At 48.4% G+C, this 13,025-nt stretch carries 6 protein-coding genes; 5 read left to right on the forward strand and 1 reads right to left on the reverse strand.

Features of this window, described 5'->3' with window-relative positions:
- The first annotated feature begins 152 nt into the window (after window positions 1–152).
- Window positions 153–1,724 (forward strand): helix-turn-helix domain-containing protein, encoded by a 1,572-nt coding sequence (locus ACFQ0N_RS32610; RefSeq protein WP_379334295.1) that lies wholly within the window; start codon window positions 153–155, stop codon window positions 1,722–1,724.
- Between the two features lie 48 nt (window positions 1,725–1,772).
- Here ACFQ0N_RS32610 and ACFQ0N_RS32615 read toward each other — a convergent pair whose 3' ends face one another.
- Window positions 1,773–3,155, reverse strand: coding sequence for an ADP-ribosylglycohydrolase family protein (locus ACFQ0N_RS32615; RefSeq protein WP_379334296.1), 1,383 nt, complete (start codon window positions 3,153–3,155; stop codon window positions 1,773–1,775).
- A 276-nt stretch (window positions 3,156–3,431) separates the two neighbouring features.
- Between ACFQ0N_RS32615 and ACFQ0N_RS32620 the strand changes: the two genes are divergently transcribed.
- From ACFQ0N_RS32620 to ACFQ0N_RS32635, 4 genes are all read left to right on the forward strand, one after another.
- The gene (locus ACFQ0N_RS32620) at window positions 3,432–5,948 is read left to right on the forward strand and encodes a DUF4855 domain-containing protein (protein ID WP_379334297.1); all 2,517 of its coding nucleotides are present in this window, start codon (window positions 3,432–3,434) and stop codon (window positions 5,946–5,948) included.
- A 29-nt stretch (window positions 5,949–5,977) separates the two neighbouring features.
- On the forward strand, window positions 5,978–7,648 hold the full coding sequence (locus ACFQ0N_RS32625; protein ID WP_379334298.1) for an extracellular solute-binding protein: 1,671 nt from the start codon (window positions 5,978–5,980) through the stop codon (window positions 7,646–7,648).
- Between the two features lie 287 nt (window positions 7,649–7,935).
- On the forward strand, window positions 7,936–9,867 hold the full coding sequence (locus ACFQ0N_RS32630) for a DUF4855 domain-containing protein (protein WP_379334299.1): 1,932 nt from the start codon (window positions 7,936–7,938) through the stop codon (window positions 9,865–9,867).
- A 43-nt stretch (window positions 9,868–9,910) separates the two neighbouring features.
- On the forward strand, window positions 9,911–12,928 hold the full coding sequence (locus ACFQ0N_RS32635) for an NPCBM/NEW2 domain-containing protein (RefSeq protein WP_379334300.1): 3,018 nt from the start codon (window positions 9,911–9,913) through the stop codon (window positions 12,926–12,928).
- The last annotated feature ends 97 nt before the right edge of the window (window positions 12,929–13,025 follow it).

A 13,025-nucleotide genomic window follows, 5' to 3' on the forward strand; every position in this document is an offset into this window, starting at 1 on the left:
AGCTGAGGCCGGCTCGCAGAGCGGGTTGAATAAATCCGCCTGGAGCCGGCCTTATATTTTTTTGCCAAGTTGACAGTCAAAATGAACTTTCACTATGATGGAGTTAATGGAAGAAGCTGAGCAGACAACTGAATTAAAAGGGGCGCCTAAGGATGAGTCGAGCATATGAAGATTCCCCGTTCTCACTCACTTATCAATATACAGAGGAAGTGCGCATCGAGAGCGGGTTGAGCGCAGACATTCCGGCACAGGCTGAAGAAGCCTTCTGTTTTGCGCTGAAAGAAGGCGTGCGGGTAACGCTAGCAGACGGAGAAAACGAGCGAAGCGGAAAAGTGCTAGGCGGCGAATTGTTTCATGTGCCGGCAGGCTGCCGTTGTTATATGCAAAGCGTGGCCAAATATGAGACGCATCTGATCATTATTCGCTACAGCAAGGAAGCGATTAAGGATAAAAAGCTGGCGGCCGGAGACGGAGAAAATGTAAAGGAGCCTGCACGCAGGCTTACCGTCTTCCGCATGCCGCAAATCCGCAACTGGATACAGGATTTTTTGAATGATGCTTCCGAGCTGGATACGGTGACCTTTTATCAATTGCAAGCCTATCTGTATGCAATGACGGCGGCGATGTTGTCCGCTGTACATCATCCAAAGGAGCCGGAAGAGGATTTGCTTGCTTATGTAGAGCAGACCAGGCGCTATATGGTGGAGCAATTCCAGCAGCCGATGGACATAGAGAAGCTGGCTCTGCAGTCTGGGACAAGCAGCAGCAAGTTTTATCAAGCGTTTCGCCGTTATACGGGCTTAAGTCCGCACAAATTCATCACGAAGGTCCGGTTGGATGCTTCACTCTCCATGCTGGCCAGCTCAATGATGCCAATCATTGAGGTTGCCCATTCGCTCGGCTATACGGATGAATATTATTTTAGCCGCTTGTTCAAAAAGCATCTCGGCATGGCGCCAACGGAATTTGCCGGTCTGGCCCAGAAGAAAATCGTTACTTTATGCCGCGTATTCAATGGTGATCTGGAGGCGCTGGGCATTACGCCGATGATGTCGCTGAAAGCCGCATGGACGGAACAGGCGGAAGAAGGGCTGGCCGCCATTCGGGCAGCAGAGCCGGAGCTGATCATTACCGGACCGGCGGATGAGCATATTATCGCTGCGTTGTCCGATATTGCCCCGACCGTCATACTAGCGTGGAAAAGCTACTCCTGGAAAGAGCGCTTTGTGGAAATTGCCGAGCTGCTGGGTCTTTCCTCGGTGGCCGAGCGCTGGCTGGCTTACTATGATTTGAAGGTCGACAATGCCCGCCATCATGTGCGCCGGCATTTGGGCGATGAGCCGCTGCTGCTCGTCATGGCATGGCCGGAGCCGGAACGTTACCGGGTATTCGGCACCAAATGGCGGAAGCTGAGGGATGTCTTCTATGAAGATCTGCATATTTCATCTCCGGATTCCGTACAGGAAATCACTGTGCTCGTAACGGAACAATTAGATGAAGCCGCAGAATTGGCCTGCCCGAATGTGCTGTTTTTCATCGAAGATTCGGAGCCGGACAGCTTCTGCCGCCAATTGGAGGAGCGCTGGCGCATTTTGAACCGTGCCCGCGAACGGCATTATTGTCTGTTTGTTCGCTATCGCGACCATTTGCAGTACAATGCCTCGATGCATGAAAGTCTGGTCGAGCAGACGGTGCGCCAGCTGCTGGCCAACAGCAATTGTTAAGAAAATAATCGTTGAATGGAGAGCTTTCGCAGAACGTTGTTCTGCTGTTTACTGCTGCAATTTTCGGAAAACATTATAGCTTCTACGAGCACATTCTGAGATAGCAATCGGGTGGAAGCCGCTGACTTCCGCATACAAAGTATCGTTTAGAGGCGTGATCCAGGTCTCAGGCAGCGCTGCCGCTCCGAGCGATGCGCCAAGAATGGAACCGACGGTGGCGCCATTGCAATCGGTGTCCCAGCCGCCGAGCACGGCTGTAGTAATACCTTTTTCAAAATCGCCGCCGGAATGAATGAGCGCAGCTGCGCATAATGCAGCATTATTATTGGTATGAACACAGTTATAGTGTTTAAAGGCCTCCCAAATTTTTTCGACCAGTTCCAGTTGATCTGGTGTATCCTCGGCAATTTGGACCGCCAGCGCAATGTCTTCCGCCAGACGGCTGTGCTGCGGAATTTCACTCAACCCGATCTCAACGATCCGCTTCACATCGCTCTCAACGAATGCGGCAGCAATCATAGCAGAGCAGAACATGGCGCCGTAAATGCCATTCTTCACATGGGAGAAGGAGGCATCTCGCCAAGCAAGCTCAGCTGCAAGCTGGGGCTGGCCGGCAGCGCCGTAGGCATAGCCGTCAACGCGGATTTGAGCGCCAATCCATTCGCGGAAGGGGTTCAAATAGGAACGTCCCCAATGGATATGCTTCTCCCAATCATCGGGCTGATCGCCGCTAATATGCGAAGTGACTCGGGCAAAATTCAAGTATGTTTGTGCTTCAGCAGTGAATACTTGGCCGAATGACAGACGACGGTGCCACAGCTTGCCGACATCCCAGGAGTTAAAATCAAGGCCGCGCTCCTCAAGCATAAGCAGGCCAAGCACTGTGTAACGGATATCATCATCTGTTTCCATGAAGCGGATATTTTCCCGGCAGCTGGCCAGACTGCTCCAGCGGGCAATCTCGATGCCATATTGAGCCTCGGCAGTCGATTCACCCGGTGTATAGTGGCGAATCGGCCATTGTCCGGCGCCTTCGAACCAAAGCTTAATATTGTGCCAGCCGGGTCTGCCCCCTGAGCCCTGCATGAAGGATGGAGCCTCCAGCGGCTTGCCCAGTGCGCAACCGGCCGCGCGGCCGAGCCAAGCGCCATAAAACTTGTTTTGCCATTCAGCGTCAACCCAGTTTTTGTCCATAACGCGCGGCCCTTCTGGGCGTTCTGCGCGAATCGCTTCCAAGTCCGATGGCTCGATATATTTAAAATCCGTGCTTGGCTCAAGAGCCATTAATGCACGATATACCTCCATAATCGGAGCTTCATCCATGCCGGCTGCTTCCAGTCGTTCTGTGAAGCCTGCTACGTCGCAGCCTTCCTCGCCGCGCTGCTTTATTTCCTCCCGAACAATGTCTCTCAGTCCAATCCATTTCGTCATATCGGATTCCTCCCCAATTACGTGAAAGCTTTATCACCTGATTATAGCCAGCGTTGTCGTCTATGGCTTCTCAAAAAATGAGGGCGATATTCTCATTTTTTGCGCATGGAGCAAGCCCCATCGATAATCGGTAATTGATCGGAGACATGTCAAAGCGAATGTAAAGAAGTGTATATAAAAGTAAACATTTATCTATTTTCAACGCCGTAAATATGCTCTTAGTATTAACTATTGAAGCGGCCACTTCGAAAAATTACCCAAGGAGGAAATTGTTTGATGATTGTGAAAAGAGGGCTTTCACTTGTTATCAGCGTCATATTGATGCTTATGATTGTTCCGCACACATATGCAGCAGCATCGGATCCATCAACTCGCAATCTTGCGATTGGCGCAACATATGAATGGTCGATGACACCGGATTCCGATCACCCGGACAACGGAACAAAACTAACAGACGGTATGAAAGGGAATTTGGATATCAATGATCCGCAATGGGTCGGTCAAAAAGGGAAAATAACAAGGGAAATTGTGTTTGACTTAGGAGCTTCGCAGTCGATATCCAGTATTAACGCCCATTTTTTACAGCATTGGCCAGATTCGTCAACATTGTTCCCGCTGACCGTATCGATGTATGCATCAAACGATAAACAAAATTGGGGTAAATTGGCAAATAAAGCAACTGAACACTTCTGGGTAGACGGCCCGCCAGTCGACCAAAATTATACCTGGGAGGCAAGCAAAGATGGCGTGCCGGCAATCGAAGGCAGTGTGAATATGATATATGCACGTTATGTGAAGGTTACATTCACACTACATCCGAGAGCGCTTTCATTGTTGGATGAAGTAGAGATTTGGGGTGCGGACGGTAAAGTGCAAGGTGCCAGGGAAGTGCCTGCCGATACAGTGGATTACCTGCATCCAGGTGAAGCAACAGCAGGAATTAGCAATTTGTCATTATTTTATAACGGCTACTATCGTGATCATGAAAAATGGACGAAAGAAATGATTATTCCGGAAATCAGCTATGTGAATAAACAAGGAGAGCCTGTGGATTGGTTTTTTGACGGCGTGCTGACATTGGGGTTAAGCGCCCCGGGCGGACAGGGCTTCAACGGCGGCGCAACGAAGGCGGAATGGAGCTGGTATCTGGACAAAACATTCAATGCTGACGGCGATATGCATCAACTGAATGAGGCCACCAAGGAGGTAGGAGCCAAGCTGGGACAGCCTGATCATCGCTTGAAGGTAGTGATCATGATTCCTGATCCGGGCGAGTATATAACGAATTTCGGCGATGTTGACGGCGATGGGATCTCTGAGAACTTTAACGCAAGCGAAGTCGGAGAAGAGACAGCGGCCGCAAATCGAAAAAAAGCTGTTGACTGGTGGATTCAGCAAGTTTTACAGCGCTGGGAAGGGCAAAATTATTCCCATCTTGAACTTGCAGGTCTGTACTGGCTGGAGGAGCAGATTAGCACAAGCGCCTCCGGACCTGACACGGTTCGGGCAGTAAATGATTTGATTCATGAACAAGGGTTGAAATCATTTTGGATTCCACATTCGATGGCCTATAAAAGCTATATGTGGAAAGATGTCGGCTTCGACGCAGTTGCCTATCAGCTGAATTATTTTTTTGAAGATGTCAGTATTGAACATATCGAGGATGCAGCATACACGGCACAGCATTATGGCACAGGCGTTGAGATCGAATTCGATGGCCGCATACTGCAGGATAGCGCGTTCCGCAAGCGCTTTATGGAATATTTGCAGGGCGGTATCCAGTATGGCTATATGACCAATAGTTTTAAAGCTTATTATAAAGGCAGCGGGCCTGTTCTAGCCCAAGCGGCCGCAAGCCAAGACCCGGAAATACGCGGTTTGTATGACAATCTCTATAATTTCACAAAAGGAACTTTCGGCGCAACAAACGCTGCACCGGTTGCAGAAGATGCGAGCTTCAACACAACAGTAGATCAGGCAGTAAGCGGTATATTGCCAGCAAATGATGCCGATGGGGATACACTTGTTTACTCCATTGTTGAGAACGGCAAGAAAGGGAAAACGGTGATCACCAATCGTGCAAGCGGTGCTTTCACTTACAGGCCTAATGCGGGACAGACGGGGACAGATACGTTTAAATTCAAAGTGAATGACGGAAAGGCCGACTCCAATATTGCGACAGTAACTGTGCAAATTGCTTCCGTACAGACCGATTTCCAAACGAAATTGACAGGGACAGGTGCAGTTCAGCCTGGAGAAACATTTGCGGTCATTTATGGTCTGACAGGGGGCGCAGAGGGGATTTATGCCCAAGATGTCACACTAAAATATGATCCGGCTGTAATGGAATATATATCGGCAAAGTCACGTGATAAAAGTGTTCAAATTGTGGAAACCGATAAGAAAACAGGCAAACTGCGCTTCGTTCTGGCAAGTGAAGGAGAAAATCATGCAATGAACGGCCGTGAAAATCTGATTGAACTGACTTTCAAAGCAAAAAAAGTCGGAAAAACAACGAGTGCCAGCATTACGGTAACGAATGCTATACTAGGCAATAAACAAGGTCAGGAATTCCAGGCAGCACCGGCATCAATGGAAATTGTAGTGGGAAAACCAGGTGACTTTAATGGCGATGGCCTTGTAACAGTTGGTGATCTTGCAATTGTGGCATTTCATTACGGCAAAACATCACAAAGTCCGGACTGGGAGCAAGTAAAGCGTATGGATTTGAATAAAGACGGCAAAATCGACAGCGCTGATTTGCAAGAAATAGCCAAACTAATGATTAAGTAAGCCTTATACAGATACTGGAGGGGTTAAATATGTTGTTGAAAAGTAAAAAGGCATTTGTGGGTACTTCCTTGGCGCTTGCTTTGGCGCTTACAGGCTGTGCCAATAAAACGTCGCCGGAGCCGGGCCATTCGCCTGGAGATTCCAAGGAACCAACAGAAACAACAGACACAGGAAAAGGCAATGAAGTGATTGAAGTTTCAACCGTTTCACCAAGCGATCCTTACTTGAAATTTGACGAAGGTGAAAGCTTCGACAAAAACGCGGTTTATGATGCTTATGAAAAAGATGTCGGCGTAAAAATTACCAACAAATGGATCGCAGATATAACCCAATTTAAAGAGAAAGTAAAAATTACAATTGCATCGGACGATCTTCCGGATTTCTTGCTTGTAAACGCGACACAGCTTAAAGAGCTGACTGAAGCGGATATGATTATGGATTTGACAGAGATTTATGATCAGCATGCTACAGAAGAGACGAAGAAGTTTCTGACAATGGACGGCGGCATGCAAATGAAAACAGCCATGATCGACGGGAAAATGATGGGGATTCCCAGCTCATACAACCCGTTCGATTTTCAAAACTTGTACGTTCGCACCGATTGGCTGAAAGAACTGAACCTGCCTGAGCCTAAAACAATGGACGATGTCTTTAAAATTGCTGAAGCGTTCAAAGAAAAAAATCTTGGCGGTGCCAAAGAAGCTTTCGGTATCTCGATTAGCAAAAACCCGTTTAGTATTGAAACCGGCGTTACCGGTTTGAGAGCGTTCTTGAACGGTTATCATGCCTATGAGAACATTTGGCTGGAAGACGGCAACGGCGGCTTGATGAACAGCGACATTCAACCTGAAATGAAGCAAGCTCTTGCAGCATTGCAAGAAATGTTCAAAAAAGGTCTGATCGATCCTGAGTTTTCGGTTAAAGATCCGGAAAAAGCCGCCGAGCTTCTTTACGACGGCAGCATCGGCATGGTGTTCGGTGCTTCCTGGGCCCCGGCGCAGCTTGTCAAAGGTGCAGTTAAGGACGGCAAGGTCGTTCAGGAGTGGGGGGTGTTCCCGATTCCTTCTGTTGATCATAAGCCTACATTGAACCAAATCGGCCTTGGCGTTGACGAGTATTATGTCGTGTCCGCAAAAGCCAAGCATCCGGAAGGCGTTATCCGCTTGCTTAACCAATGGATCGTTGTTGACAATCATCCGACGGAAGAACAAAAAGTATACGGGTTAGGCAAAGACCGAGTTGAAAAAGGCAACAATTACTGGTTGTTGAACCCGCTTCGTGTAAGTAGACAAATTAACAATAACGGTGAAATTTTGCCGAAAGCAATTGAAAACAAAGACGAAAGTATACTTGAGACCACGGATCAAAAAAGACGTTATGAAGGTGCTATGCAATATGTGAATGGTGATGCAAGCCTGTGGTGGGAATATATGATCTCTGGTCCTAAAGGAGCCTACTCGCATATTCCGGAAATTCAAAAGAACAAGCAATACCTGCGAAATAAATTCTATGGCGCTCCAACGCCTGCAATGGCTGACCGCCAAGAGCTTTTAACTAAAAAACGTGATGAAATATTTTTCAAAATCATTATGAACCAAGTATCTGTAGATGAGTTCGATAAATTCGTCGAAGAGTGGAAAAAGCTTGGCGGCGATGAAATCACGAAGGAAGTCAACGAGTGGTACAAATCGCTTAAATAGTTTCCGCAGCCCTTAGCACGAGGTTGCTCATCCATGCTTCATGACCGTCGATGACGTGATCCGAACCGGCACCTCCCTGAATCGCCCTGCGATTTGGCGGAGGTGCCTCCCGTTTATCCGCGCAAGAAGCGCATCCGCGGCGATGGAACTGCTAGCCTTCCGCGACCGTACAATTATCCAACAAATATGAACGATAGTGAAAGAACGGAGACAGGGCGGGTGCTATAATCGGTTAGAAGAAATGTAAACGCTTCCGCAGGTTCGTTAAAAATTTAAGGAGGTTGTGTATGGTTTCTGTCAAAAAAACAGGATTCACCCTCATGTTGGCCGCTGTCATGTTATTTTCGCTTGCTCCAAACGCATTTGCCAAGCAAGAAACGCAAGATCCGAGAAACCTGGCTGCGGGTTTAAGCTACCAGTTCTCTGCCGCCGCTTATGAAGGCTACCCTGACTCCGGAAATGAATTGACCGATGGCATATACGCATCGATGGACTACTTGGATAGCGCCTGGCAGGGGCACCTTCGGGGAATGACCCGCGAAGTTGTATTTGACTTGCAGGATTTTAAATCGATTAACGCCGTGAAAGCGCATTTTATGCAGGACACGGACAACGGTATTTTTTATCCGAATACGGTTTCCATGTACGTGTCGGATGACGGCGTGAATTGGGCGCCTCTGTCGCATAAAAACACCGCTATCCAGCTTTGGTTGCCGGGGCCGCCGACCGATCAGACGTTTGTCTGGGATATTGCGGCTGACGGCTTGCCGAAAGAGAAAAAAAATGCGGAGTTCGTGTATACGCGATATGTAAAAGTTACGTTCATGACCCAAGTATGGACCTTTCTTGATGAAATCGAAATTTGGGGCATCGACGGTAAAGCCCGTCACGCCGTCAAGCTGAAGCCGGAGCAGCCGGCTTACTTAGAGCCGGGCAAAGCGACAGGAGGCATTCGCAATCTTGCGCTGCTGTATAATGGACATTACGATAGCGGGGCCGGAGATTGGACGAAAGACAATATCATCCCGTACATCAGCTACGTGAACGCGCAAGGCGAACCGGTCGACTGGCTATACGACGGCGTACTTTATCTCGGCATTAGGACGCAGGACGGGCAGCGGGATTTTGGCATCAATGCCAAGCTTGAAGATTGGCAATGGTATCTGGACAAAACGTTCGCTCCTCAAGGCGATATGTGGCAGCTCAATGAAGCGGCCAAAGAGGTCGGCGCAAAATTGGGCGAACCGAAACACAAGACCAAGGTCGTGCTGATGGTTCCGAACCCGGGCGATGACGTTGGCGAGTTCGGCGATGTTGACGGCGACGGCGTGATAGAGAACTTCAACCCGGATCAGGTTGGCGCGGAAGCGGCTTTGGCCGGCAAGCAAAAAGCCATAGATTGGTATATGCATCAGGTGAAACAGCGCTGGACCGAGCACAATTATTCCAGCCTCGAGTTGGCCGGGATGTATTGGATGGCGGAAAGCGCCGACCCTTATGATGAGAACAATACGAAGATCATCCAACATACGAGCCGGCTTGTCCACCAGGAAAAACAAAAGTTTTTCTGGATCCCTAATTTCTTCGGCAAGGGCATATTCGCTTGGGAGAAGCTTGGCTTCGACGCGGTAGCGCAGCAGCCGAACTACTTCTTCGATGATCCGGGGGATCCGTCCCGGCTTCAAGATTCGGCCGGTCTTTCCAAGCAATACGGCATAGGCGTGGAGATGGAATTCGATGAAAAGATGAATTCGCATTCAACATTCAGGGACCGCTACATCGACTATTTGAACGGCGGAGTCGACTACGGTTATATGAACGATGCCTACAAAGCCTATTATCAAGGCAATATCGCGCTGCTCGACAGCGCAAGAAGCAATGACCCGAATAATCGCATTCTATACGATTGGATGTATCAATTCGTAAACAAAAATTATCAAAAAAATGATGTGAATGTATCTCCTGAGACGATGGCCGAGCTTGTAAACCGCTATATCGCGTTGAACGAGATCGATCCGGCTTTTGGCAATGACTTAACCTACCGCTTGCAGATCATCAAGCAGCTTCTGGACGAAAACAAACCCGATGAGGCCGCAACGTATATGCAGGATTTTCTCGCGCATATTCACGACCAAGCCGTCCAAGCGCAAGGATTGATATCCGTCCGAATAGCATCGGTGCTTGATTCCTACGCACAGGTTCTCATTCATCGCTTATGACAATCCGGACAAGATTAAAATAAAAGAAAGGGTGATAGGTTCAATGAACAACCCTTGGTTTCAAAAGCCGTTGGCAACGCTTTTGTTTTTGTTTGCGCTGGGAATTGGTTTGTTAGGGTTCAATCATTCGCAAGCCCATGCGCTTGACAATGGGCTTGCGGAAACGCCTCCGATGGGCTGGAATGGTTGGAACGCCTTTAGTTGCAATGTTGATGCTGATCTCGTGAAGGAAACGGCTAAAAAGATTGTTGAGTCCGGGATGAAAGAAGCGGGCTATCAATACGTCAACATCGATGATTGTTGGATGCTTGATCATCGCGATGAAAATGGCAATTTGATTCCCAACCCGGAAAAGTTTCCAAACGGGATGAAAGAAGTCGCCGATTATGTCCACTCTCTCGGTCTGAAAATTGGTATTTACGCAAGCGCAGGCACCACGACTTGTGCCAACTATCCGGGGAGTCTCAATCATGAAAAACAAGATGCCCAAAGTTTTGCCGAGTGGGGAATCGACTATTTAAAGTATGATAACTGCGGCGACCCTCTGGATCAAGCGTTACAGGAACGCTATTCGAAGATGCGCGATGCGCTCGCGGATACAGGACGGGACATTGTTTTCAGTATGAGCGTTGGAGGAAGCGAAGATCCGTGGGAATGGGGCAAGCAGGTGGGCAATCTGTGGCGGACAACCGGTGATATTAGTGATTCGTATGTAAGGATGTTAGTCCATTTCCTTAAGAATGTTGAACTGTACCCGTATGCCGGTCCGGGCTATTGGAATGATCCCGATATGTTGGAAATCGGTAACGGGGGCAAGAATCTGGAAGAATATCGTACCGAATTTAGTCTTTGGTCCGTAATGGCTGCGCCATTGCTCTCGGGTACCGATTTACTGAATGCCCCCCAAGAAATTTTAGATATTTACGCCAATCGTGAAGTGACTGCGGTGAATCAGGATCCAATCGGAATACAGGGGCATCCCATCAAGCAGCTCAATGACGGAAATTTTGTATTGTTGAAACCGATGGCCAACGGGGACAAAGCCGTGTTGTTCTTCAACTCAACCGATAATGCGTCAACTATCGAGATAAGCCTTAGTCAATTGGGCATACCAGCCTCTGCCGACAATAAAACCTATACCGTTCGGGATCTTTGGGCGCATGAAACGGCAACGGCCACTGAAAAAATCAGTGCTTCTGTTCCGTCTCACGGGATTATGATGTATCGCATCAGTCCGGGAAGGGGAAATGAGGTTTCATCGGACGGATTTAAGCGTATTATCAATCATGACGGCAAAGAAATTTGGGTAAAATCGTTGTCTGACGGAAGCAAAATGATTACATTGGTCAACCGGACTACTGCAGCGGCAACAATCAGTGCTGAACCGGAAAAATTAGGTTTCAAGCATGCTTCGGTTTATTTGGCTGAAGACTATTGGACTGGCCAAATAATGAGTTATGCCGGCAAAATCGTCTCCGATATTGAACCATTTTCAGCAGTCACCTACCGTGTAACACGGGGAACACCGAACGAGGCGCCTGCCGCTGTTCGTATATCGTTCGACGGTCCTTCTTTTATAGCGCCGGGTGAAACCAAAACGATCGTAACAACGATGACCAATGATGGAAGAGTGGCTGTCCATAACCTGGATCTCAATCTAAATGTACCGGAAGGATGGACAGTAATCCCCGGTTCGGACACTACATTTCAAACGATTCCGCCGAATGGCAAAAACAATTCCGTTAAGGTGAGTTGGAAGGTGACGGCGCCTCAGGACGCTGGGGCTGGCTGGAGTCATCTTACAGCGGATGCCGGGTTCGATTCCGGCGGGGGAATTCAAGGGCATGCACGCTCGGGATTTTCCGTGCAAGTCCCGTCCGCCCCTCCGACGGAAGATACCTTTCTCAGCGACATGCCTTTTTTCGGCAACGTTTCAAACGGCTGGGGTCCGGCTGAAAGGGATACAAGCGTCGGCGGGAGCGGTGAAGGAGATGGCAATATGATCACTCTGAACGGTACAGGATATGAAAAAGGATTGGGTGTCCATGCTTACTCTAAAGTTTCATTTTATATCGGTAAAAACTTTTCGAGGTTTATCTCTGATATTGGACTAGACGGTGAAACGCAAGGGGGCTCTGTCGTCTTTCAAGTATGGGGAGACGGGGAAAAGCTCTATGATAGCGGTGTAATAAAAGATAACGCGGATTCCCGGCATGTCAATGTTGATGTTTCCGATGTCGATGTTCTTATGTTGGAAGTAAAGGACGGCGGCGTCGGCAATGGTGCGGATCATGCTGATTGGGCTGGAGCTAAGCTGTTGAAAGAGGTGTTGGTAGATGACATCAAGATCAACGGGGAATCCTTCTCAAGTTTTGATCACGTAACCAATGATTACTACATGACATTTTTGGAAGGCACGATATCGGATGTACCCGCGGTGGAAGTCGTTCCGGCCAATAACGATGTCAAGGTAGATATTTCACCGGCTGAACAACTTCCGGGTACCACTGTGATTACCGTCACTTCGGGAGACGGATCAGTGACGAAAACGTATAAGATTCATTTTAACATCACTTCACAATTGTATTTAAGCGACCTTCCGTGGATTTATGCGACGACTGGCTGGGGAACGATTCATCGGGATGCTAGTGTTGAAGGGAACCCGATTAAATTGTTAACTGATTCGGGCGTTGTCGCCTATGATAAAGGAATTGGAACGCATGCGAATTCAGAAATCATTTACGACATTGCCGGGAGAGGGTATGGTCGCTTTCAAGGCTATGTAGGCCTTGACCAGGAAAAAAACATGAGCGACGTCGGGTCCGTAGATTTTCAAGTATGGGCCGATGGCGAAAAATTGTTTGACAGCGGGACGATGAAAAGAGACACACCGGCCAAGTTTGTTGATGTTGATGTTAGTGGAAGGAAACAATTAAAGTTAGTCGTTACCGATGCCGGCGATGGAATTGGCAATGATCACGCCGATTGGGCGGACGCCCAATTTATTGCCGACAACACGGCTCCCGAAATCCATACAGAGATGAACGGTAAGGATCTTTAAACTGAAGCGACTATGCGGCAGCCGCTATTGTTTTATTTCATACAACAAGGAGGCTGGCAATCCTTACCTTGCCGGCCTCAATGGCGGGTGGAAGTCT

This window comes from Paenibacillus sp. GCM10027626 (assembly GCF_042676285.1).
GTDB lineage: Bacteria > Bacillota > Bacilli > Paenibacillales > Paenibacillaceae > Paenibacillus_Z.

Bases quoted from the DNA above. Each gene is read 5' to 3' on its own strand.
- ACFQ0N_RS32610 (WP_379334295.1), top strand. From the start codon at position 153: ATGAGTCGAGCATATGAAGATTCCCCGTTCTCACTCACTTATCAATAT.
- ACFQ0N_RS32615 (WP_379334296.1), bottom strand. From the start codon at position 3,155: ATGACGAAATGGATTGGACTGAGAGACATTGTTCGGGAGGAAATAAAG.
- ACFQ0N_RS32620 (WP_379334297.1), top strand. From the start codon at position 3,432: ATGATTGTGAAAAGAGGGCTTTCACTTGTTATCAGCGTCATATTGATG.
- ACFQ0N_RS32625 (WP_379334298.1), top strand. From the start codon at position 5,978: ATGTTGTTGAAAAGTAAAAAGGCATTTGTGGGTACTTCCTTGGCGCTT.
- ACFQ0N_RS32630 (WP_379334299.1), top strand. From the start codon at position 7,936: ATGGTTTCTGTCAAAAAAACAGGATTCACCCTCATGTTGGCCGCTGTC.
- ACFQ0N_RS32635 (WP_379334300.1), top strand. From the start codon at position 9,911: ATGAACAACCCTTGGTTTCAAAAGCCGTTGGCAACGCTTTTGTTTTTG.